Below are 21,563 nucleotides of genomic sequence, written 5' to 3' on the forward strand. Positions count from 1 at the left end.
TTCTCAGGCCCCGTCTTCTCTCAGGCCCCGTCTTCTCTCAGGCGTCGTCGTCGCTCTCGCTCTCGGCGTCGGTGCCACGCCCCCTGAACCCGGTCGCCACGACGAATTTCTCCGAAGAATCCGACCGCGACGACGGCGGCTTCATGTTCGCCACCTTGGTGAACTTCTGCTTCAGCAGCTTCTGCAGCTCTCCCTCGGTGCCCCCGGCCAGAACCTTGGCGACAAAGGTGCCACCCTCTTCCAGCACGTCGAACGCCAGATAGGCGGCGGCCTCGCAAAGCGCGATAATGCGCAGGTGGTCGGTCTGTTTGTGCCCCGAGGAGGAGGCCGCCATATCGCTCATCACGACATCGGCCCGTCCACCCAGCCATTCCTTGACCTGCAGATCCGCGTCATCGCTCATGAAGTCCAGCTGATAGACCTCAGCGCCCGGCACCGGATCGACCTCCTGAAGGTCAACCCCGACGATCCGTCCAACCGCCTTGCCGCTCTTCTCGCCAAGCGCATTGATCCGTGGCACGGCGACCTGAATCCAGCCCCCCGGCGCACAGCCAAGGTCCAGCACCCGCGCGCCGGGCACCAGAAAGCGGAACTTGTCGTCCAGCTCCATGATCTTGAACGCGGCGCGCCCGCGATAGCCCTCGGCCTTGGCGCGCACCACATAAGGATCGTTCAGCTGCCGTTGCAGCCACCGGGTCGAGGACAGAGTGCGCCCACGTGCGGTCTTCACCTTCACGGTCAGATCCCGCTGCCCCCGTCCGGAGGTATTCTTGCCAGTCGGTTTCTTCGCCACGCCGCGCCTCTTCTTCTTGCTCAAAATACTCCGGGGGAATCGGTCTTGGCCGATGGGGGCAGCGCCCCCTTCTCCCCCCGCAATGACAGACCAGACCTGCTATCTGAAAACGACAGGCTCAGAAAGGCCCATCTTCCAACACCCCATCCGCCGACATCTGCGCATAGAGCAGGCCTTCCCGCAAACCCCGGTCTGCCACGCTCAGCCGATCCGTCGGCCAGCAGCGCAGCAGCGCCTGCAGAATGGCCGAACCGGACATGATCAGCGCCTGACGGTCCTGCCCGATGCGCGGGTCGCGCCTGCGCCCCTCCTGCCCCAGTTCCAGATAGCCCCGGATCACCTTGTCGATCTGATCCGAAGTCATCCTCAGCCCATCGACCTTGGTGCGGTCATAGCGCTTCAGCCCCAGATGGCTCGCCGCAACCGTGGTCACGGTGCCGGAGGTGCCGACGATCTGAAACCCCTCGCGGGCCTGCTCATCCTTGTAGGGCGCGAATTCCGCCAGACTTTCCTCAAAGAACCACGACATCAGCGCAAAGCGCGCCGAATCGTCCTCGACATCGCGGAACTGGTCGCGCAGCGTCGCCACGCCGAGGGGAACCGAGATCCAGTCGACCACCTTGGCGGCAGGAAACGGGCTCTCGGGCGGGTGAAATCCGGCATGCAGACGCATGATGGCACGGGGCCGCTCGCGATGCGGCACGCTTGTCAGATCGATCCACACCAGCTCGGTCGAGCCGCCGCCGATGTCGACCACCAGCAGCTGGTCCGTGCGCGTACTCACCAGCGGCGCGCAGGAGATCACCGCCAGACGCGCCTCTTCCTCCGGCTCGATGATCTCCAGCTGCAGCCCGGTCTCGCGCCGCACCTGCTGGATGAACCCCGCGCCGTTGGTGGCCCGCCGGCAGGCCTCGGTCGCCACCAGACGCATCCGCGTCACCTTGTGCCGCTTCAGCTTTTGCGAACAGATTCGCATCGCCTGAATGGTGCGCGCCATCGAGGATCGTGACAGCCGTCCTGATTGCTCCAGCCCGGACCCGAGCTGAACCGACTTCGAAAAGCTGTCGACCACATGGAACTGACTGCCCTTTGGCTGGGCAATCAACATGCGGCAACTGTTGGTTCCCAGATCAAGCGCAGCATATAGCTCCGACGGATCGGGGATCTTGGGCGCGGGGCTTTCGACCGGCTTCGGGAATGCGCCCGCACCTTTGGGACGCCTGGGCGCCATGGTTGCGCCCTCCATATATCGTGTTGCCTTTGAAACTAATCCTTAGACACCCACCGTGCAAGGCGCTTCACACAAGCGACACGCGGGCAGCATCGCCTGCCTTGCACAGCCGCGCGCGATCTGGTGTCTATGCCCCTCGAATACCGCATTCCACGACAGCAAAAGGACCGCCCCCATGCCCGACGTCACCATCGTCTACTGGCGCGACATTCCCGCTCAGGTCATCGTCGGCAAGGGCCGCCGCGCCTCCAAGGCCGTCCTGCCCGAGCGTTTCGAGCAGGCCATCGACCGTGCCGCGATGAAAACCGGCGCGGCCGAGACCGACGCCTACCTGGCTGAGTGGCGCAAAGGCGACCCCTATCCTGTCGAAGGTGAGCCTCAGGACGTCGCAACCAGCGAAATCACCCGCCTCGATGCGGAGTATGATCAGGAACGACTGAAAGCCCTGATCGCCGGTGACGGCTGGGCCTGAGGTCCCCCTCAGCGGGTCCGCCCGCCCGGCTATCGGAGATCCATGCGCATGAGCCTGCTTCCCTTCCGTCGCAAATCTGCCCATCCCGACACGACCGCGCCTGCTCTGGATGGCATCCTTGCGGGCTATTCGATCGAGGTGATGCCGCGCACGGCGGACAAGGTCTCCGATTTCCGCGCCCTGCTGCCCAAGGGCACCCGCGTCTATATCGCCCATATCGACGGCACCGAGATCGCGGATATGGTCGCCACCGCCCGACGCCTCGCCGCTGAGGGGTTCGAGGTGATGCCGCACTTTCCGGCCCGCCTGATCCCCGACGCCGCCACGCTGACCGACTGGATCGCCCGCTATCAGGGCGAGGCGGGCGTGCGTCAGGCCCTGCTGCTCGGCGGCGGCCTCGCCACCCCGCGCGGGGCCTTCGACAACTCCATGCAGCTGATCGAGACCGGCGCCTTCGATCGCGCCGGCTTCACCCATCTGCACGTCGCCGGTCACCCCGAGGGCAACCGCGACATCGACCCCGATGGCAGCGACGCCATGGTGATGCAGGCCCTGCGTTGGAAACAGGCCTTTGCCGAGCGTTCCGATGCCCGCATGGCCATGGCGACCCAGTTCGCCTTCGAGGCCGCGCCCGTCATCGCCTGGGCGGAGCGCCTGAAAGCCGAAGGTATCACCCTGCCCATCCACCTCGGCATCGCGGGCCCCGCCAAGCTGCAGACGCTGATCCGCTTTGCCATCGCCTGCGGTGTCGGCCCTTCGCTGAAGGTCCTGCAAAAGCGCGCGCTGGATGTCACCAAATTGCTGCTGCCCTACGAGCCGACCGAGATCCTCTCTGACCTCGCCGCCCACAAGCGCCGCGACCCCGACAGCCTGATCGAACAGATCCACCTCTTCCCACTCGGTGGCATCAAGACGGCCGCGCAGTTCGCCATCGACCACGGTGGCGCCGCGACCCTGCCGATGCACGCCAAGGCCTGAGCGCCCCCACGCTTCCCAAGGCCGTTGTTCGCCGCTAGAGCTATGCTCCGCAGGTCGCCTCCGCGTCTGCGACTTGCACCTATGCGATACCAACGTCATACCGACCCAATACCGACGCGCTTTTTGAAGGATCACCTATGACCCGCACCGTGCTTGAATCCGCTTCCAAGACCGTGACCATCGGCTTTGACGAGCCCTTCTGCGTCATCGGCGAACGCATCAACCCCACCGGCCGCAAGAAACTCGCCGCCGAGCTTGAGGCCGGTGATTACTCCACGGTCGAGATGGACGCGCTGGCACAGGTCGCCTGCGGTGCCGCCGTTCTGGATATCAACGCCGGTGTTGTCTACAACTCCAACCCCAACCCGAACGAGACAGAGCCGCCGTTGATGCGCGCTGTTATTGAGCTTGTTCAAGGGCTTGTGGACGTTCCTTTGTGCATCGACAGCTCCGTTCCCGCTGCGCTCGAGGCCGGTTTGGCTGCCGCAAATGGCCGCCCTCTGGTCAACTCCGTGACCGGCGAGGAAGACCGGCTTGAGCTGGTTTTGCCGCTGATCAAGAAATACAACGTGCCGGTCGTGGCGATCTCCAACGATGATACCGGCATCTCGGAAGACCCCGATGTGCGATTCGAAGTCGCCAAGAAGATCGTCCAGCGCGCCGCCGACTTCGGCATCCCGGCCCATGATATCGTGGTCGATCCGCTGGTGATGCCGATCGGTGCCATGGCCACTGCCGGTCACCAGGTCTTTGCTTTGGTACGCAGATTGCGCGAAGAGCTGGGCGTGAACACGACCTGCGGCGCGTCCAACATCTCGTTCGGGCTGCCGAATCGTCATGGCGTCAACGCCGCCTTCCTGCCGATGGCGATTGCCTCCGGCATGACCTCCGCCATCATGAATCCGCTCCGCCAGCCGGAAATGGAAGCTGTGAAGGCCGCCAACCTTCTGATGAACAACGATGCCAACGGAGGGGAGTGGATCCGCTTCGCCCGCGTCGTTGAGGCCATTAAGGACGGCGCGACGTTTGAGGAAGCCGCCAAGGCTTCTGCCGCTGCCGGGACCGGCCGTGGCGGTCGCCGCCGCCGTCGCTGATCAGGTCCAGCGACAAACGACTGATTTTGTGGAAACTCATACAGCCGCGCCCCTTAGACCGGGCGCGGTTTTGCTTTGCTTGGCTCGCTCTTCAGGCCCGCCAGAGCAATTCTTTCAATTTTTGGCAAATACAAATTTGAAACAGGGATTGCGCGCGGAACGCCTCGACAGCCTGACATTCTCAGCGTCTTTCAGGCTCCGGATCAGGAGGTTTACCTCTATCTCTCGGGACAGCTAAGAAACTGACAAGGCTACATAAACGTGCCGAAGCCTTACTCCTGAAAGACCGCTAGTCCGCTCTAGAACAGACGCATGCTCCCGGGCCCATGATCTACAAACCGGTTCCTGGTTTCAGCTCCACGCCCACTGCATCCTGCAAAATCCAGATAAACCCTGAGGCAGTGTAACTTCGTCTTAACGGCCCGCGCTCTATCACCGCTGTAACGCAATGGAACGATGGGAGTCCGGCATGATTTTGCTCCGCCCGCTTGCTACTGGCAGGTGGCCATGACCGAGCCACTGGTCCTTCAACAAAAACTGGATCTTCCAGCAGCAGCACCTCTGGCAGAAGAGCTCAAGGCCCGCCTTGACAGCGATGTCGTCGTCGATGTCGGCCAGGTTACACAGATTGGTGCCTTGTGCCTTCAGGTCCTGCTTTCGGCGGCAACTTCGCTCAAGGCAGCAGATCACAGCATGAGCTTGATCAATGTGAATGATCGCGTGGTCGAACAACTGGCCCAGATGGGCTTTTCCCCCGAAACCGTGGCGGAGGGCCGGGTATGACTCTGACAGTTCTGGCAGTAGATGACAGTCGTACCATGCGCGATATGATCCGTATGGCGCTGATGCCCGCAGGCTTCACCGTCCACCTTGCCGAAGATGGCGTCCATGGGATTGAGGTTCTGGGCGGCATTGCCCCTGGTGACATCGACGCGATCATCACGGACATCAACATGCCGCGCATGGATGGCTTCGGCTTCATCGATGCCGTGCGCGAGCAGTATGATCACCGGGCCACACCTATCCTGGTGCTCACCACGGAAAGCTCTCCCGAACTCAAGATGCGGGCCCGAGAGGCCGGGGCCACCGGTTGGATCGTCAAACCATTCGACCCTGCGAAACTGGTCAAGGCCCTGCAAATGGTAGCCGGATAGGAGCGCGATTATGTCCGAACAGAATGATCCGATGGCCGAAATCCGCGCCTCCTTCTTCATAGAATGCGAGGAGCTGCTTGAGGCGTTGCAGGATGGTCTGCAGGAACTTGACGAAGGCGGAGACGACCCCGAGACGATCAACGTCGTCTTCCGGGCTGTCCATTCGATCAAGGGCGGCGCGGGCGCCTTTGGCCTTGAGGCACTGGTACGTTTCGCCCACCGCTTTGAAACTGTGATGGACGAAGTGCGCGGCGGGCGGATGACGCCGGATGCGGACACGATGAAGCTGTTTTTCCTCGCGGCGGACCATGTGTCGGATCTTGTGCGGGCCTGCCGCGACGAAGCTCCGATCCCTGAATCCACCAGTGAGGAACTGCTTGCCCGGCTCGATGAACTGCTCGGCGATGAGGTCGAAACCGAAGAGGCTGACGCCAGCGACTTTACGCCTCTCGGCTTTTCCATGTCGCTCGACTTGCCTGATCTGGAGCCTGAGGGGAGCACCTTCGAAATCCGCTTCAAGCCCGAGCAGGAGCTTTTCGCGACAGGCAACGAACCTGCGACGCTGTTGCGCAACCTCTGCGCGCTTGGCGAGGCCACGGTACGGTGCAACTCTTCAGAGCTGCCAGATCTCGAGGATCTCGCGGCCGAGGCACCCTATATCGAATGGAATATTACTCTCAAGACCGAAGCCGCTGAGGCAGAAGTCCGCGATATCTTTGAGTTTGTCGATGGTCTTTGCGTGCTGGAGATCACCAGCACCAGTCCTGACGCAGGCGATGACGTGCCGGACGTTGATATCGACGCTGGTATCGAAGTGCCCGCCGTCCTTGAGGTTGTCGCTCCCTCCCCGTCGCAACCTTCAGCGCCAGTTTCCAAGAAATCGACGAAGGACAGTGGTGAGGAAGCGGGAGGCGAACCTGAATCGAAAAAGGGCACCGCGCCCGCGGCGAAATCTGTCGTACGTGTCGATCTTGAGCGGATCGAACGTCTGGTCAACCTCGTCGGCGAACTCGTCATCAACCAGGCCATGCTGTCACAAAGCCTAGATCAGGCCGGGTTGTCGCCGCACTCTGATGCCATGAACGGGTTGGAGGAGTTCCAGCGCCTGACGCGGGACATTCAGGACAGCGTCATGATGATCCGTGCGCAGCCTGTGAAGTCCCTGTTTCAGCGCATGTCACGTATTGTGCGTGAAGCCTCCGCTGCAGTCGAGAAGGACGTCCGTCTCGTTACTGAAGGTGAGGCGACAGAGGTTGACAAAACCGTCATCGAACGACTGGCCGATCCGCTGACCCACATGATCCGCAATGCCGTCGACCACGGTCTTGAAAAGTCTGACACACGTCTGGCCAACGGCAAGTCGCGCGCGGGCACCGTGACATTGATGGCCGCGCACCGCTCCGGTCGCGTGATCATCGAGGTGACGGATGATGGCGCTGGCATCAATCGCGAACGCGTCTTTGAAATTGCCGTCGCCAAAGGTCTGGTGCCGCCGGATGCCCAACTCTCGGACGGAGAAATCGATAACCTTCTGTTCTTGCCCGGGTTTTCAACAGCCAGTCAGGTTTCGGCACTGTCCGGGCGCGGCGTCGGAATGGATGTCGTCAAGACCTCCATTCAATCGCTCGGTGGGCGGATCACGATTTCTTCCGAGGCTGGAAAGGGCACGAAGTTTTCGATCAGCTTGCCCCTGACACTCGCCGTGCTCGACGGCATGGTGGTAAATGTCGCTGGCGAGACCCTTGTTCTGCCGCTCAACGTGGTGGTCGAGACCCTCTCCCTCGGGCCGGAAGACGTTCAGATGCTCCGCCCTGGTGCCTATGTTGTCAGGGTTCGCGGTGGCTTTGTGCCCCTCTATGACCTTGGCGTCATGCTGGGCTACCGGGCGCATCGCAAGACGGATGCCGGCGCAATCGTTTTGCTGATTTCGCTCGACGATGGCAGTCGTGCAGCGCTGGTGATCGACGGAATTCAGGACCAGCGTCAGGTCGTGATCAAGGGGCTGGATGACAGCTTCTATCGCGCCCCTGGCATCGCCGCAGCCACGATCCTCGGCGACGGCCAGATCGCTCTCATTCTTGACCCGGCGGATGTCATCGCCGGTATGGGTAACCCGCGCGGTGCGGATATCATGCTCTCGGAAAGGAAGATCGCAAATGAGTGATCAGGGACAGACAAACGACCTGGAGCTGCTCACGTTTCGTGTAGCTGATCAGGAGTATTCACTGGATATCATGTCCGTGCGCGAGATCCGAGGCTGGACCCGCACCACCCCGATGCCCCATGCACCAGACTTCATGCGAGGTGTCATCAATCTGCGTGGGACGGTGCTGCCCGTGATGGATCTGGCGCGTCGCCTCAACCTTCCCTCCCATGAAACAAATGACCGAAATGTCATTATCGTGGTCAAGCTGCAGGGAACGCTGACGGGCCTCCTGGTCGATGCGGTGTCGGATATCGTTGCCATCACGGAAGATGATCTCCAGGCACCTCCGGATATCTCGTCCGATCCGCAGCTTTCCGTTGTCCGCGCCCTGACGGTGATTGACGATCGTATGATCCGTGTCCTGGATCTCAGTGCTGTCGTACCAAACACCAGTGATGAGGCGGCATGACCAGTCCGGGTCGGGATCCAGGGACGATCGCTATGGACCCGCAGTCCTTCCAGGCGATCGCCGCATTGGCCAAGGAAGAGGCTGGCCTCATTCTGCCGACTGGCAAGATGACTATGGTTCAGTCGCGCCTGCGCAAGCGGCTGGCTGAGACGGGGCAAGCCTCCTACGAAAGTTACTGCAAGTTCGTCTGCTCCTCCGCAGGAACAGAAGAACGGCGCTACATGATTTCGGCGCTCACCACGAACGTTTCGCATTTCTTTCGCGAGTCACATCACTTCGATATCTTGCGCACCAAGGTGCTACCCGTGCTGAAGCAAAAGGCCCGCAACGGTGAGCGGATCAGGATCTGGTCCGCCGGTTGTTCCAGCGGGCAGGAACCCTACTCGATCTCCATGTGCCTTCAGGCTGCCGCACCCGAACTCGCGCAGAGCGATGTGCTTATCTTGGGAACTGACATTGATCCCGCGATACTGGAAAAGGCCGAGGCCGCAGAATACTCAGAACAGCAGATCGCCGGGATCCCCGACGATATGCGTCGCAACTACCTTGAACACAACAAGGCAAACCAGACCTATCGCGTCACGCCAGCGATCAAACGCCTAGTGCGGTTTCGCGAACTCAACCTGCTGCGGGACTGGCCGATGAAGGGGCACTTCGACGTCGTCTTCTGTCGCAACGTCGTGATCTATTTCGACCCGGAAACCCAGGCATCACTTTGGCCCCGTTTCCGGCAACGTATCACCAACGAAGGCTGGATTTTTCTCGGCCATTCGGAGCGGATCGCAGACTCGGCGATCTCCTTGTTCGAACCCAACGGAATGACGGCTTATCGGGTTGCCGGTTCCAAAGCATCCTCAGTCGGGAAGGAATGATTGAATGGCTTTGCGAGACCAGATCAGAATCATGGTTGTTGACGACATGTCCACCAGCCGGGGCCTCATTACGCAGGCACTGGATGCATTCGGCATCGGCAATGTCGCTTCGGCGTCCGACGGTGCCGGCGCTCTGAAGGAACTTGAGGCCAAGCCGGTCCACCTTGTGATCTCGGATTACAACATGCCTGGCATGGACGGTTTGCAACTGCTGCATCAACTCCGCACCGGTGCGAAAACCAAAGGTGTCGGATTTATCCTGATCACGGGCAAGGCCGACAAGGCCATCATTGATCAGGGCAAAAAGCTGGGCATGAACAACTTCCTCAAGAAACCGTTTGAGCCGAATGAACTACGCGCCTGCATCGAAGCGGTGGTCGGACGGCTGTAATGATTGAGCCTGCTCAGAACATGTCCGGAGGCGACCCTTCGGATCCCGTTGATATCAGCGCCGCCGATCTGGCGACGGTTCTCGCGGGACAGGTCTCAGGACTACAGGGCATGACCGCAGGGCTGGAGGAGGCTCTCTCCGCCAGCCTTTGCTCCTGCAATCCTCTGACTGAGGCCGCCTTCGTGACGTTTCAACGCATCGACTATATGCGGCAATCGCTGAAGGATATCGAAGGGCTCCTGCTGGAATTTGGTCCAAATTTGGGTTGGCTGGATAAAAGCATTATCACGAAAGAGGCCTTTTCCCGCTCTGTCGATATGGCCGACAGCATCAGCCCTATGTTGAAGCGAGAGGTCGGCGCTCCGGTGGATGAGCCATCAAGCCAGGCCGGAGATCTTGATCTTTGGTGATATGGTCGCTGGCCTGTTGACGCCAGAGGACGCATTTAAAGTTGCAGCTCGTCAGCCTGAGACTGGCGGGCTGTCTTTGTATCTGGCGCATGATATTTCGCAAGATTACGGAAAAGCCGCGTCGATCAAACGAAAATTCACGTCTCTTCTTCAGTTTGTTAAAACTCTTTTCTCGACTCTCGTTTCGAAAATATGGCTCGGCCATTTATCCGGGCCCCTAAAAAGCGAACCCGGTTCCTGCACCCGGTTCGTTTTTTGGGACTATGACGCTCTCCTAAAAATACCATTTGTTCAGTGTTCTACATGCCGCCACCCTCTCGACAAAAACGCGTCAGTCGGGCTAGATCGTGTCTGAACAAACATATGTATGCTGGCAATGACCAAGCGAAGCCATATCATGTGGCGCGACAGCCCTGTATGCAGTGAGAAAGTGGAGCGCGTAGCAGAATGATGCGCCGGGAATACCTCGAACAACTGACCAACGCTCAATCCATTGAAGAGCTGTGGAATATTCATTGTGCCAAGATGGCGGAATTCGGCTTTGATCGGCTATTGTATGGATTTACTCGGTATCGCACATCCACATCTCTTGGCGATCCGGAAGATTTTGTCATTCTGACAAACCACTCCCCCGAATACCGGAAACAATTCCTCGACAATGGTCTCTATTTCCATGCGCCCATGGTCCGCTGGGCGCTGGACAATGAAGGCGCCTGTTCTTGGCGTATTCTGAGCGAGATGACCGCAAGCGGTACGCTGACCGAGAGCGAGCGAAAGGTGATCGCGTTCAATCGCAGCATGGAGGTGACGGCAGGCTATTCGATCTCTTTCAAGTCGATTTCTCCGCGCACCAAGGGGGCCATCGCCCTGACCGCCGCGCCGGGCATGACGCAGGCCAGTGTCGATGCGATCTGGGCTGAGCATGGCCGCGACATCGTGATCATGAACAACGTCGCGCACCTCAAGATCCTGTCCCTGCCCTATTACGGGCCAGCCCGGGAACTGACCCGCCGTCAGCGCGAAGCGCTGCAATGGGTCGGCGACGGCAAGACAACGCAGGATATCGCCCTGCTGATGGGGCTGACCTCTGCGACCGTCGAAAAGCACCTTAGACTTGCGCGCGACACGCTGAACGTCGAGACGACAGCTCAGGCTGTGCTGAAAGCGGCCTTCCTCAACCAGATGTTCATTTTCGATGCATGATCGTACGGCGGTCTGAACCGCTGGATAAATGTTAACGCTCTCAACACCCGAAACCCCATGTTTTAAGGGATTTCTCAAGGTTCGGTAAACCAAGGTATGGATTACCTTACTTTCTACCCGGCGTTAAAAAAGACATTGTGCAGGTGTTCCGTGAGTGGTGGCATTTAGGCCATGGAGCACCGGCCCGTACCCCTGCGATCACAGGGCCATACGCGTCGACCGGGCAACCGGACGCCGGCTGGAGAGCGTATTGATCCGCTCTTCATCCGGCACAGCAATGGCGGATACGTTAACATCCCCGTTTCCAAACCCCCATTGCTTGAATGGCGGTGCCGGTTGTCCCGACCGGCACCGTTTTCGTTCGCCCGCCCCTCAGCACCAGTCATCTCGTGATAAGCTCATGCAGAAAGGGCCGGAGGTTTCCCCCCGGCCCTGATCCGATAGCGCAAAACCAATCCCGAAAGGATCAGCCCTTGGCGGCTTTTGCCACTTCGGCTGCGAAATCTTCGACTTCTTTTTCAATGCCTTCGCCGACTTCGAGACGCACGAAGCCAACGACTTCAACGCCAGCTTCCTTGGCAGCCGCCTCGACCGTCAGGTCGGGGTTGATGACAAAGGCCTGACCCAGCAGGGTCACTTCGCCGAGGTATTTCTTCATGCGGCCTTTGATCATGTTTTCGATGATCGCTTCCGGCTTGCCGGATTCGCGGGCCTGCTCGGTCAGCACAGACCGCTCACGCTCGACCAGCGCCGGGTCGAGATCGGCTTCGCCGAGCGACGCGGGGTTGGCAGCGGCGATGTGCATCGCAACCTGACGACCGAAGTCTTCGTTGTCACCTTTCAGCGCAACCAGAACACCGATCTTGCCCATGCCTTCAGCCGCAGCGTTGTGCACGTAGGACACGACCTGCTCGCCTTCCAGCGTCGCCATCCGGCGCAGGGTCATGTTTTCGCCGATGGTGGCGATCTTGTCGGTGATCAGCGTCTCGACAGCTTTGCCGTTCACGTCTGCGGTCTTCAGCGCGTCCAGATCGGACACACCGAGGGCAGCCGATGCGATCGACGCAACCATTTGCTGGAATTCAGCATTCTTGCCAACAAAGTCGGTTTCCGAGTTCACTTCGACAGCAACACCCTTGCCATCTTGCACGGCCAGAGCGACGAGGCCCTCGGCTGCGGTACGGCCGGCCTTCTTGGCGGCTTTCGCCAGGCCTTTGGTGCGCAGCCAGTCAACGGCCGCTTCGATGTCGCCATCGGTCTCGGTCAGCGCCTTTTTGGCATCCATCATGCCTGCGCCGGTCATCTCGCGCAGTTCTTTAACCTGAGCAGCAGTGATCGCCATGGGGGATCTCCTTACGTCTGAAATGGGGTCCGGCCGCGGATATCACGCGGCCGGTGACAGTTCTGTAACGGCCCGCCCCTTTGGTGAAATCACACCGGGGACGTGGCCGAAATCCTTAGGCTTCAGCGACAGTTTCTTCGACGGGGGCGTCGAGGAATTCACCCATGTCAACGCCAGCGGCGCCGAGCTGAGCGGTCATGCCGTCGAGCGCTGCGCGCGATGCCAGATCGCAATAGAGCGAGATGGCGCGTGCGGCGTCGTCGTTGCCGGGGATGATGTAGTCGATGCCATCGGGCGAGCAGTTGGTGTCGACGATGGCGACAACCGGGATGCCCAGCTTCTTGGCTTCCAGGATGGCCAGCGCTTCTTTCTTGACGTCGATGACGAAAAGCAGGTCGGGAACGCCGCCCATTTCACGAATGCCGCCGAGCGACGCTTGCAGTTTGGTCTGCTCACGTTCCATGCCAAGACGCTCTTTCTTGGTCAGGCCTTCGGCACCACCTTCGAGCTTCTCATCGACTTCTTTCAGACGGTTGATCGACTGGGAAACGGTTTTCCAGTTGGTCAGCGTGCCGCCGAGCCAGCGGTGGTTCATGTAGTATTGTGCGCATTTTTCAGCGGCTTCGGCGATCGGCGCTGCGGCCTGACGCTTGGTGCCAACGAACAGAACGCGGCCGTTTTTCGCGACGGTGTCACGAATGACCTGCAGAGCCTGGTCGAGCATCGGCAGAGTTTGCGTCAGATCCATGATGTGGATGCCGTTGCGCGCGCCGTAGATGTATTCGCCCATACGGGGATTCCAGCGCTGCGTCTGGTGGCCGAAGTGTACGCCGGCTTCAAGCAGCTGACGCATGGTGAACTCAGGAAGAGCCATGTCTATATCCTTTCCGGTTTACGCCTTGGCGAGGGGTGTGAACCAGAACCGCCCTGCAAAGGGGGACAAGGTCAACCGGTGGACGCATGGGGATGTCTCTCCCATAGGCCCGCCCCCGCCTGCGGGATTGAGTGGCGCTGCATTACACGCCCTTTTGCGCCATTGCAACCCCAGAGCGGTGCAACCTGCGCGACCCCCGGCAAACGCCTTCAGATAAAGGCCCGCTCCAGCAGCGTGTAAAAGCCCAGACTGGCCACGGCGACCGCGACCGGCAGCGCGACACGGGTGCGGTACCAGGCCTGATTCCGGGTCCAGACACCCAGCACCACGAAGGCCAGCAGCAGCACCGCAATCTGGCCCAGCCCCACGCCGATGCTGAAGCCTGCCAGCTCCGGCAGCGCCTGCCCCTTGGGCCAGCCGGTCTCGCGCAGGATCCGTGCCCAGCTCAGCCCCTGCAGCAGCCCGACGCCAAAAACCAGCGACGTGCGAAACCACGTCACACCGCTGGCGGAACTGGCAGAGAAGATCGTCTCGATTGCCAGCAGCGTGATCGACAAGGCCAGCAACGGCCCCAGAATCTGCATGGGCAGATCGATCATGCCGAAGGTGCCGAGGGCCAGCGTCGCACTCTGCGCCACAGCGAACGCGACCGCCTGCCAGAGCAATGGCTTGAGAAAGGGCGACAGGATGAACAACGCCAAAAGGAACAGCATATGGTCGCCACCGAACGGCAGGATCTGGTCAAATCCGACAGCGATGAAATCCAGCAAAGTCGTCAACGCGGAAACAGCGTCCGAAGACCCTCCGGTGTCGGCCATCGCACCCACGGCCCCCGACAGGCTCAGACCTGCCGCTATCAACATCACTGCACCACAACGAAGGCTCAACCGCCCCGGAACTTGCGAAACAAATCTGCGCACTGCGCCAACCTCTTAAGACTAAAAATCAGTGACTTTCTGAATAGGGAAAAATTGAAACACTTCCTTGAACAGTTCAAGCGCCAAGGCAGACTTTTGCGGTTTTGCACGCGGCGGTGCCAAAAGCCTGTGCATCGAAGTCTGTGGGGGCGCAGGGCAAGCTCACACCGACCGCGCGGCGCGCTCCGGCATTTTCCTTGCGCTTGGCACAGACAGCGCTAACAAGGCGCCATGAACAAGCCATCCGACATCCTCTGTATCGGCGCCGTCCTGTGGGACATCATCGGGCGCTCTGCCAGCCATATGCGTCAGGGCTCCGATGTGCCCGGTCGCATCACCCGCCTGCCCGGTGGCGTCGCGATGAACATCGCCATGACGCTGGCCCGCTTCGGCATGCGCCCGGCCCTGCTGACCGCCATCGGCCGCGACCCCGAGGGCGACGAGCTGGTGCGTGCCTGCGCCGATCTCGGCATGGACACCGACCATATCTATCGCTCCGAGGATCTGCCGACCGACCGCTATATGGCCGTCGAGGGCGCCAATGGCCTGATCGCCGCCGTCGCCGACGCCCATTCGCTTGAGGCTGCGGGCTCCAAGATCCTGCGCCCGCTGATGGATGGCACGCTCGGCTCGGCCGAGGCGCCCTATGCGGGCCCCGTCGCGCTCGATGGCAACCTGACGCTTAATCTGCTGGAGGAGATCGCCGCATCGCCCGCTTTCGCGCGTGCTGACCTGCGCGTCGCCCCGGCCTCGCCCGGCAAGGCCGAGCGTCTGCGCCCCTTCCTCGCCCATGGCCGCGCCCTGCTCTATGTGAACCTTGAGGAAGCCGGGCTGCTCTGCCAGCGCGAATTCACCTCCTCCGAAGCCGCAGCCGCAGGCCTTTTGAAACGCGGTGCCACCCGTGTTCTGGTCACCGATGGCGGCGGCGCGGCCTGCGACGGCACTGCCGAGGGGCTGATCAGCCAAGCCCCGCCCGCCGTTCTGGTGACCCGCGTCACCGGCGCGGGCGACACCTTCATGGCCGCCCATATTGTGGCTGAGGCCGAGGGCGCGCCGCGCGCCGAGGCCCTGCAACGCGCCCTGATGGCCGCTGCGCGCTATGTCTCCGGCGATACCGCGCTTTAATTCCGACACACTAGAGACCACAGAAAAGGACATCCCCATGGCGATGATCACCAAATCGGCCGAGCTTTTGAAAGCACAGGAAACCGGCCAGCCCATCGTCGCGCTGGAAAGCACGATCATCACGCATGGCATGCCGTTTCCGCAGAACCTCGAAACCGCCCGCATGGTCGAGGATGACATCCGCGCCGCTGGCGCCGTGCCCGCCACCATGGCCGTGCTCAACGGCACCCTGCACGCCGGGCTTGAGCCTGAGCAGCTGGAAGCCCTCGCGCAGGCCAAGGACGTCGACAAGGTCAGCCGCGCCGATATGGCCGTCTGCATGTCGCTGGGCCGCACCGGTGCCACGACCGTGGCCGCGACGATGATCGCTGCCCGCCTCGCCGGCATCTCGGTCTTTGCCACTGGCGGCATCGGTGGCGTGCACCGCGGCGCCGAGCAGACCTTCGACATCTCCGCTGACCTCGCCGAGCTGGGCCAGACCGCCGTGACGGTCGTCGCCGCTGGCGCCAAGGCCATCCTCGACGTGCCGAAAACGCTTGAGGTGCTGGAAACCTACGGCGTGCCCGTCATCGCCTATGGCCAGCCCGACATGCCCGCCTTCTGGTCGCGCCACTCCGATCTGCCCGCCCCGCTCAGCATGTCGCGCGCCGAAGACATCGCCGCCTCGCACAAGATGCGCGCCGCCCTCGGCCTGCCCGGTGGTCAGCTGATCGCCAACCCGGTGCCCGAAGCGGACGAGATCCCGGCCGAGCAGATCAACCCGATCATCGCGCAAGCTCTGGCCGAGGCCGAGGCGCAGGGCATCACCGCCAAGAAGGTGACCCCCTTCCTGCTGCAGCGCATTTTTGAGCTGACCGAGGGCCGTTCGCTGGTGACCAATATCGCGCTCGTGCGCAACAACGCCCGTCTGGCCGCCGAAATCGCCCGCCATCTTGTCTGAGCCACTGGCGCAGGCGTTGATCACAAAGATTAACGCCTGCGCCCCATTGTCGCAAAGCGCCCCAGTGCCTAGGTTTGTCTCCGATGCACGCACCCTGTTCGGAACCTAAATGAACGACCCGCTCAACGACCATGCGCCCAACAAACCCAAAGTGTTCGCACGCCTGCGCTCATCCTTCCTGACCGGCATCGTCGTCATCCTGCCGGTGGCGCTGACGATCTGGCTGCTCTGGTCTCTGCTAGGCTGGGTTGACGGCTTTGTGCTGCCGCTGGTCCCCGAACGCTTCCAGCCCGAAGAATACATCGGCATCAACCTGCGCGGCGTCGGGATCATCTTCTTTCTGATCTTCACCATCATCATCGGCTGGGTCGCCAAGGGCCTGATCGGGCGCTCGCTGATCCGCTACGGCGAAAGCATCGTCAACCGCATGCCGGTGGTCCGCTCGATCTACTCGGGCGTCAAGCAGATCGCCGAAACCGTCTTTGCCCAGCAAGAGCGCAGCTTTGAACAGGCCTGCCTCGTGCAATATCCGCGCCGGGGCATCTGGGCCATCGGCTTCGTCTCGACCGAGGCAAAGGGCGAGATTTCGGTGCGTGCGGAAACCGGATCGCGGCTCTTGTCGGTCTTCGTGCCGACCACGCCGAACCCGACCTCGGGCTTCCTGCTGTATTTCCCCGAAGAAGACGTCACCATCCTCGACATGTCGATCGAGGATGCGGCCAAACTGGTGATCTCCGCCGGCCTCGTCTACCCGACCCCGAAAGAGCCCGCCAAGCCGCTGATCCGCGACGCGAAGTGATCCGCGCCGCGGCCGAGCGCTCAATCGCGGCGTCTCAGTTGAACATCTCTCTCAGATTGACGGTCGAGACCTTGTTCAGATCGTCACGATGCTCCGCGAGGAACGTCTCGGCCGAGGCCCGTCCCGCCGCTTTCAGCGCGTTCAGCAGATAGGCATTCGGGAACATCTTGGTGACCATCGACAGGTCCAGCATGATCTTGTCGTCCGACACCATATGCACCAGCACACGCTTCATCTGGCCCTCGGTGACCTTGCCCTCCTCGATCAGCCGCTGCACGAACTCGATGGCGCGCATCTCGCGCAGCAGCGACGAATTGAAGCTGATCTCGTTGATCCGGTTCTGGATCTGATTGGGCAGCATCGGCACTTCGTCGCGTTCCAGCGGGTTGATGTTGATCACCATAATGTCGTCTGGCAAGTCCTGGCGATACAACGGAAACAGCGCCGGGTTGCCACTGAAACCGCCGTCCCAGAACGCCTCCATCCGGCCAGAGCGTTCGTCAAAGAATTCCACCGCCGTGAACACCGTCGGCAAACAGGCCGAGGCCAGCAGCGCCTCCGTCGTCAGCTCAGGCCCGCTGAACACGCGGATCTTGCCGTCACGCACCTTGGTGGCGCAGACGAACAGTTCCGGCCCCTCGCCGTCATGCACTGCGGTAAAGTCGAACTGTTCGACGATCTTGCGCAGCGGATTGCGGTAGAACGGCCCGAGCGCATAGGGCGTCGTCACCAGCGCCAGCATGTCCGAGATGGTGCCCGCATAGGACATCTCCATCGCCCGGCCGATATCCATGCTGCCCGGCACCGGCACCCCCGCCATCATCCAGGGCCAGAGACCGCCTTCCTTGACCGCCCCCATCTGCGCCCAGAACCAGTCGAGCTCGGCGCGCGCGCCCTCGCGCCCGCCCTTGACCCAACCGGCCTTCAGCGCCGCGCCGTTCATGGCCCCGGCCGAGGTGCCCGACATGGCGGCGATCTCAAGGTCTTCGTCTTCCAGCAGCCGGTCCAGAACACCCCAGGTATAGGCGCCATGGGCCCCGCCGCCCTGCAGCGCCAGATTGATCCGTTTCTTCTCTGCCATCGCGCTCTCTCCTGACTGACTATCTCGTCACATCCAGCCAGATCAGCCTCTGTGCGACATCCGATTTGACACAACCCTAGCAGATGCTGCACTGCAGCGATAGCGTGGAGGCAGACGGCCGGTCAACACAATCGCGGCACAGGGCAGGCCAGCCCCGGTGTACGAGGCCGGCCCGCACGTCGCGCTGTTATTCCGCCGTCCAGCCGCCATCGACACTGATCGCGGTGCCGGTGATCTGATCCGCACTCGGCGAACACAGGAAAATCGCGATACCGCCGACCTGCTCGACCGTGGCGAACTCCTTGCTCGGGGTCTTGGCCAGGATGACCTTCTCGATCACCTCGTCCTCGCTCATGTTGTATTCTTTTGCGGTGTCGGGGATCTGCGCCTCGACCAGCGGGGTCAGCACATAGCCGGGGCAGATCGCATTGACCGTGATGGGCTCTTTCGCGGTTTCCAGCGCGACGGTCTTGGTCATGCCGACGATGCCATGCTTGGCGCTGACATAGGCCGATTTGAACGGGCTCGCGCGCAGACCATGGGCGCTGGAGATGTTGATGATCCGCCCCCAGCCCGCCTTGCGCATCCGTGGCAGCGCCATCGCCGTGGTGTGGAACGCCGACGTCAGGTTGATCGCGATGATCGCATCCCATTTCGCCACGGGGAATTCATCGATCGGCGCCACATACTGAATCCCGGCGTTGTTCACCAGAATATCGCAGCCCGGCGCCTTTTCGATCAGCGCGCGGCACTGATCGCCCTTCGACATGTCGGCCTGAATATAGACCGCCTTGACGCCAAACTCTGCCGCAAGGTCGGCGGCGATTTTGTGATCTGCTTCGGTGTCGCTGAAGGAATTCAGCACGACATCCGCCCCGGCCTTGGCCAGTTCCTTCGCGATGCCCAGTCCGATGCCCGAGGTGGAGCCTGTGATGATGGCCGTTTTACCGCTCAAACTCATGGCTAATCTCCTTGTCCCGTCCGGACCGCCCGGACTTGCTGACAACACAATAATGCTGCGTCTGCGAAAAGCGAGGGGGTCGCGCAATCGCTGCGTGCATAATCGCCGTTTTGTGAAGCGCCGCGACGCGACCGAGAGCCGCCCTGACCCTCTCACCCTGCCCCGGCGCAACCCGCGCAAACCCGATTCTCGCACCGTTCAGTTACCGTTCAGATACCGACGCAATACCGACAGTGATTTCTGGCCATCAGACACAAAAAAAACGCCAGCGCGAAGCTGGCGTTCAGTTATTGAGGCAGGTTTCATACAGGCAAGAAACCTATCGAGCAGTGATCTCTTTATAGGCGTTATAACGCCGTCATGGAAGCTAAAAGTTTGAAAAGACGTGAATCCGAAGTTACGGTCTGCGCCAAACAAACAAGGGCAGAACAGGATGGCGCGCCATATGAGAGCGGATTTTTTCCCCATAGGTCGCCTGACGGCACTCGGGTTCGGCTTATTGACCGCCGGGTCGATTCTCGCGGGGATGGCGCAGGCCGAGCCTCAGCACGCCATAGCTATGTATGGCGACCCCGCTTTGCCACCGGATTTTGTAGCCCTTCCCTACGTAAACGCCGATGCGCCGACGGGTGGCACGCTGGTGGATGGCAACACCGGCGGCTTTGACTCGCTCAATCCCTTCATCGTGCGCGGCACGCCGCCCTGGCAGCTGCGATTTCTGACCCACGAGTCCCTGATGTACCGCAGTCAGGACGAACCCTTCACCGTCTACGGCCTGCTCGCCGAATCGGTTGAGACGGGTCCGAATCGCGACTGGGTGGAATTCACCCTGCGCCCCGAAGCGCGGTTTTCCGACGGCGCCCCCGTCACCGCCGAAGATGTGATCTGGTCATACGAGACCCTCGGCACCGAGGGCAACGCGCGTTATCTCGGCCTCTGGTCCTCGATCGACAGAATTGAAAAGACCGGCCCGCGCAAGGTCCGCCTGACCTTCAAGACCGAGAACCGCGAGCTGGCGCTGGTCGCCGGTCTGCTGCCGATCCTGAAAAAGGCGCAGTGGGACGACAAGGATTTCACCAAATCCGGGCTGACGGATATTCCTGTCGGATCAGCCCCTTACGTGGTCGACAGCTTTGTGGCCGGACGCAATGTCGTGCTGAAACGCGACCCGAATTACTGGGGCAAGGATCTGCCCGTGCGCCGTGGTACCAACAATATCGACACCATCCGGATCGAGTTCTACGGCGACCAGAACGTGCTGTTCGAGGCCTTCAAGGCGGGCAACATCAGCTTCATCCGCGAATTCAATGCCGAGAAATGGGCTCGTGATTACGATTTCCCTGCGGTGCAGCGCGGCGATGTCATCCAGACCGAGATCCCCAGCCAGCGTCCCTCCGGGATCACCGGGTTCGTGATGAACACCCGGCGCGCGCCTTTCGACGACATCCGCGTGCGCGACGCGCTGATCCATGCGTTCAATTTCGAATACATTAACGAGACGATCACCGGTGGACGCCAGCCGCGCATCACCTCGTACTTTTCGCACTCGAATCTGTCGATGCAGCCCGGTCCCGCCACGGGACGCGTCAAAGAGTTGCTGGAGCCTTTCGCGAGCGAGCTGCCCGAAGGCGCGCTGGAGGGCTACGCCCTGCCCGAAGGCGACGGCTCTGCGCGCAACCGCAAGAACCTCGCCCTCGCCGCGGCGGAGCTTGAAGCTGCTGGCTGGGGGGTCGAGAACGGCAAACGCGTCAACGCTGCCGGCCAGCCCCTGACCTTCAACATCCTGCTGCGCCAGGGCGATCAGCAGAACCAGTCGATCATCGATATCTACCTCAAGGCCTTGGAACGCTTGGGAATTGAGGCGCGCGTGACCACGGTCGACGATGCGCAATACACCATGCGGATTCAGGATTTCGACTTCGACATGACCGATATCCGGCGCCAGTTCTCGCTCTCTCCGGGCAATGAGCAGCGCCTCTACTGGGGGACCGAAACGGCGGATGAGCCGGGATCGCGCAATCTCATGGGCCTGAAAAGCGCCGCGGCCGATGCGATGATCGACGCCATGTTGCAAAGCCGCAGCGCCGAGGATTTCACCTCGGCCGTGCGCGCCCTCGACCGGGTTCTGACCAGCGGACGCTATGTGATTCCGATCTTCCTGTTCGACACGGGCCGTATCGCCCACGTCAAGGATCTGACCTGGTCCGGGAAAATTCCGATCTATGGCGACGGCGTGAACTTCATGCCCGAAACCTGGTATTTCGCCGGAAAATAGGGCGGACATAGGCACCGCTCCGGAACGTCATAGCCT

22 protein-coding genes are annotated in these 21,563 nt (G+C 61.2%); 15 read left to right on the forward strand and 7 right to left on the reverse strand.

The features are described from left to right. Positions 1 to 37 precede the first annotated feature (37 nt). Both F3W81_RS04805 and F3W81_RS04810 read right to left on the reverse strand, forming a co-directional pair. A complete protein-coding gene (locus tag F3W81_RS04805; RefSeq protein ID WP_193082512.1) occupies positions 38 to 793 on the reverse strand; it encodes an RlmE family RNA methyltransferase in 756 nt (251 codons plus the stop codon). 118 nt (positions 794 to 911) lie between these two features. Further along, the gene (locus F3W81_RS04810; protein ID WP_193082513.1) at positions 912 to 2,024 is read right to left on the reverse strand and encodes a Ppx/GppA phosphatase family protein; all 1,113 of its coding nucleotides are present in this window, start codon (positions 2,022 to 2,024) and stop codon (positions 912 to 914) included. A 175-nt stretch (positions 2,025 to 2,199) separates the two neighbouring features. Between F3W81_RS04810 and F3W81_RS04815 the strand changes: the two genes are divergently transcribed. The 11 genes from F3W81_RS04815 to F3W81_RS04865 all read left to right on the forward strand — a co-directional run bounded on the left by F3W81_RS04815 (position 2,200) and on the right by F3W81_RS04865 (position 11,213). After that, a complete protein-coding gene (locus F3W81_RS04815) occupies positions 2,200 to 2,496 on the forward strand; it encodes a virulence factor (protein ID WP_193082514.1) in 297 nt (98 codons plus the stop codon). A 48-nt stretch (positions 2,497 to 2,544) separates the two neighbouring features. Then, positions 2,545 to 3,474: a methylenetetrahydrofolate reductase gene (locus F3W81_RS04820; RefSeq protein ID WP_193082515.1), complete on the forward strand. Its 930-nt coding sequence runs from the start codon at positions 2,545 to 2,547 to the stop codon at positions 3,472 to 3,474. 137 nt (positions 3,475 to 3,611) lie between these two features. Then, on the forward strand, positions 3,612 to 4,568 hold the full coding sequence (locus F3W81_RS04825) for a methyltetrahydrofolate cobalamin methyltransferase (protein ID WP_193082516.1): 957 nt from the start codon (positions 3,612 to 3,614) through the stop codon (positions 4,566 to 4,568). Between the two features lie 507 nt (positions 4,569 to 5,075). Beyond that, the gene (locus F3W81_RS04830; RefSeq protein WP_193082517.1) at positions 5,076 to 5,351 is read left to right on the forward strand and encodes an STAS domain-containing protein; all 276 of its coding nucleotides are present in this window, start codon (positions 5,076 to 5,078) and stop codon (positions 5,349 to 5,351) included. Beyond that, positions 5,348 to 5,722, forward strand: a complete 375-nt coding sequence (locus F3W81_RS04835; RefSeq protein WP_193082518.1) for a response regulator — start codon at positions 5,348 to 5,350, stop codon at positions 5,720 to 5,722. The genes F3W81_RS04830 and F3W81_RS04835 overlap by 4 nt, the downstream gene beginning before the upstream one ends. A 10-nt stretch (positions 5,723 to 5,732) precedes the next feature. Beyond that, positions 5,733 to 7,886 (forward strand): chemotaxis protein CheA, encoded by a 2,154-nt coding sequence (locus F3W81_RS04840; RefSeq protein WP_193082519.1) that lies wholly within the window; start codon positions 5,733 to 5,735, stop codon positions 7,884 to 7,886. Beyond that, on the forward strand, positions 7,879 to 8,337 hold the full coding sequence (locus F3W81_RS04845) for a chemotaxis protein CheW (protein ID WP_193082520.1): 459 nt from the start codon (positions 7,879 to 7,881) through the stop codon (positions 8,335 to 8,337). The genes F3W81_RS04840 and F3W81_RS04845 overlap by 8 nt, the downstream gene beginning before the upstream one ends. A 32-nt stretch (positions 8,338 to 8,369) precedes the next feature. Next, positions 8,370 to 9,209, forward strand: coding sequence for a CheR family methyltransferase (locus F3W81_RS04850; RefSeq protein ID WP_226941862.1), 840 nt, complete (start codon positions 8,370 to 8,372; stop codon positions 9,207 to 9,209). Positions 9,210 to 9,213: 4 nt separating this feature from the next. Beyond that, positions 9,214 to 9,600, forward strand: a complete 387-nt coding sequence (locus F3W81_RS04855) for a response regulator (protein ID WP_193082522.1) — start codon at positions 9,214 to 9,216, stop codon at positions 9,598 to 9,600. Beyond that, complete coding sequence (locus F3W81_RS04860) at positions 9,600 to 10,010, forward strand: hypothetical protein (protein ID WP_193082523.1); 411 nt, start codon at positions 9,600 to 9,602, stop codon at positions 10,008 to 10,010. Before F3W81_RS04855 ends, F3W81_RS04860 begins: the two co-directional genes overlap by 1 nt. 447 nt (positions 10,011 to 10,457) lie before the next feature. Further along, a complete protein-coding gene (locus F3W81_RS04865) occupies positions 10,458 to 11,213 on the forward strand; it encodes a helix-turn-helix transcriptional regulator (protein WP_193082524.1) in 756 nt (251 codons plus the stop codon). Positions 11,214 to 11,679: 466 nt separating this feature from the next. On the opposite strand, the gene tsf is transcribed toward F3W81_RS04865, so the two are convergent. The 3 genes from tsf to F3W81_RS04880 form a co-directional block, all read right to left on the reverse strand. Further along, on the reverse strand, positions 11,680 to 12,555 hold the full coding sequence (tsf, locus tag F3W81_RS04870; protein ID WP_193082525.1) for a translation elongation factor Ts: 876 nt from the start codon (positions 12,553 to 12,555) through the stop codon (positions 11,680 to 11,682). Positions 12,556 to 12,670: 115 nt separating this feature from the next. After that, positions 12,671 to 13,429: a 30S ribosomal protein S2 gene (rpsB, locus tag F3W81_RS04875; RefSeq protein WP_193082526.1), complete on the reverse strand. Its 759-nt coding sequence runs from the start codon at positions 13,427 to 13,429 to the stop codon at positions 12,671 to 12,673. 209 nt (positions 13,430 to 13,638) lie between these two features. Next, positions 13,639 to 14,292: a HupE/UreJ family protein gene (locus tag F3W81_RS04880; RefSeq protein ID WP_193082527.1), complete on the reverse strand. Its 654-nt coding sequence runs from the start codon at positions 14,290 to 14,292 to the stop codon at positions 13,639 to 13,641. Between the two features lie 285 nt (positions 14,293 to 14,577). Between F3W81_RS04880 and F3W81_RS04885 the strand changes: the two genes are divergently transcribed. From F3W81_RS04885 to F3W81_RS04895, 3 genes are all read left to right on the forward strand, one after another. Further along, a complete protein-coding gene (locus F3W81_RS04885; RefSeq protein WP_193082528.1) occupies positions 14,578 to 15,471 on the forward strand; it encodes a PfkB family carbohydrate kinase in 894 nt (297 codons plus the stop codon). A 37-nt stretch (positions 15,472 to 15,508) separates the two neighbouring features. Continuing rightward, entirely contained in the window at positions 15,509 to 16,411 is a 903-nt protein-coding gene (locus tag F3W81_RS04890) for a pseudouridine-5'-phosphate glycosidase (RefSeq protein WP_193082529.1), read from the forward strand. 109 nt (positions 16,412 to 16,520) lie between these two features. Next, positions 16,521 to 17,210, forward strand: coding sequence for a DUF502 domain-containing protein (locus tag F3W81_RS04895; RefSeq protein ID WP_193082530.1), 690 nt, complete (start codon positions 16,521 to 16,523; stop codon positions 17,208 to 17,210). A gap of 34 nt (positions 17,211 to 17,244) precedes the next feature. Here F3W81_RS04895 and F3W81_RS04900 read toward each other — a convergent pair whose 3' ends face one another. Both F3W81_RS04900 and F3W81_RS04905 read right to left on the reverse strand, forming a co-directional pair. After that, entirely contained in the window at positions 17,245 to 18,291 is a 1,047-nt protein-coding gene (locus F3W81_RS04900) for a patatin-like phospholipase family protein (protein WP_193082531.1), read from the reverse strand. 187 nt (positions 18,292 to 18,478) lie between these two features. Continuing rightward, entirely contained in the window at positions 18,479 to 19,252 is a 774-nt protein-coding gene (locus F3W81_RS04905) for a 3-hydroxybutyrate dehydrogenase (RefSeq protein ID WP_193082532.1), read from the reverse strand. A 445-nt stretch (positions 19,253 to 19,697) separates the two neighbouring features. Here F3W81_RS04905 and F3W81_RS04910 point away from each other — a divergent pair, with 445 nt between their 5' ends. Then, positions 19,698 to 21,527 carry an extracellular solute-binding protein gene (locus F3W81_RS04910; protein ID WP_193082533.1) on the forward strand — a complete coding sequence of 610 codons (1,830 nt, stop codon included), beginning with the start codon at positions 19,698 to 19,700 and terminating at the stop codon, positions 21,525 to 21,527. Positions 21,528 to 21,563: the final 36 nt, after the last annotated feature.

The sequence above is a fragment of the Pseudooceanicola spongiae genome (genome assembly GCF_014899185.1).
In the GTDB taxonomy this organism is placed as follows: Bacteria; Pseudomonadota; Alphaproteobacteria; order Rhodobacterales; family Rhodobacteraceae; genus Pseudooceanicola; species Pseudooceanicola spongiae.

Bases quoted from the DNA above. Each gene is read 5' to 3' on its own strand.
- F3W81_RS04810 (WP_193082513.1), bottom strand. From the start codon at position 2,024: ATGGCGCCCAGGCGTCCCAAAGGTGCGGGCGCATTCCCGAAGCCGGTC.
- F3W81_RS04815 (WP_193082514.1), top strand. From the start codon at position 2,200: ATGCCCGACGTCACCATCGTCTACTGGCGCGACATTCCCGCTCAGGTC.
- F3W81_RS04820 (WP_193082515.1), top strand. From the start codon at position 2,545: ATGAGCCTGCTTCCCTTCCGTCGCAAATCTGCCCATCCCGACACGACC.
- F3W81_RS04825 (WP_193082516.1), top strand. From the start codon at position 3,612: ATGACCCGCACCGTGCTTGAATCCGCTTCCAAGACCGTGACCATCGGC.
- F3W81_RS04830 (WP_193082517.1), top strand. From the start codon at position 5,076: ATGACCGAGCCACTGGTCCTTCAACAAAAACTGGATCTTCCAGCAGCA.
- F3W81_RS04835 (WP_193082518.1), top strand. From the start codon at position 5,348: ATGACTCTGACAGTTCTGGCAGTAGATGACAGTCGTACCATGCGCGAT.
- F3W81_RS04840 (WP_193082519.1), top strand. From the start codon at position 5,733: ATGTCCGAACAGAATGATCCGATGGCCGAAATCCGCGCCTCCTTCTTC.
- F3W81_RS04845 (WP_193082520.1), top strand. From the start codon at position 7,879: ATGAGTGATCAGGGACAGACAAACGACCTGGAGCTGCTCACGTTTCGT.
- F3W81_RS04850 (WP_226941862.1), top strand. From the start codon at position 8,370: ATGGACCCGCAGTCCTTCCAGGCGATCGCCGCATTGGCCAAGGAAGAG.
- F3W81_RS04855 (WP_193082522.1), top strand. From the start codon at position 9,214: ATGGCTTTGCGAGACCAGATCAGAATCATGGTTGTTGACGACATGTCC.
- F3W81_RS04860 (WP_193082523.1), top strand. From the start codon at position 9,600: ATGATTGAGCCTGCTCAGAACATGTCCGGAGGCGACCCTTCGGATCCC.
- F3W81_RS04865 (WP_193082524.1), top strand. From the start codon at position 10,458: ATGATGCGCCGGGAATACCTCGAACAACTGACCAACGCTCAATCCATT.
- tsf (WP_193082525.1), bottom strand. From the start codon at position 12,555: ATGGCGATCACTGCTGCTCAGGTTAAAGAACTGCGCGAGATGACCGGC.
- rpsB (WP_193082526.1), bottom strand. From the start codon at position 13,429: ATGGCTCTTCCTGAGTTCACCATGCGTCAGCTGCTTGAAGCCGGCGTA.
- F3W81_RS04880 (WP_193082527.1), bottom strand. From the start codon at position 14,292: ATGTTGATAGCGGCAGGTCTGAGCCTGTCGGGGGCCGTGGGTGCGATG.
- F3W81_RS04885 (WP_193082528.1), top strand. From the start codon at position 14,578: ATGAACAAGCCATCCGACATCCTCTGTATCGGCGCCGTCCTGTGGGAC.
- F3W81_RS04890 (WP_193082529.1), top strand. From the start codon at position 15,509: ATGGCGATGATCACCAAATCGGCCGAGCTTTTGAAAGCACAGGAAACC.
- F3W81_RS04895 (WP_193082530.1), top strand. From the start codon at position 16,521: ATGAACGACCCGCTCAACGACCATGCGCCCAACAAACCCAAAGTGTTC.
- F3W81_RS04900 (WP_193082531.1), bottom strand. From the start codon at position 18,291: ATGGCAGAGAAGAAACGGATCAATCTGGCGCTGCAGGGCGGCGGGGCC.
- F3W81_RS04905 (WP_193082532.1), bottom strand. From the start codon at position 19,252: ATGAGTTTGAGCGGTAAAACGGCCATCATCACAGGCTCCACCTCGGGC.
- F3W81_RS04910 (WP_193082533.1), top strand. From the start codon at position 19,698: ATGAGAGCGGATTTTTTCCCCATAGGTCGCCTGACGGCACTCGGGTTC.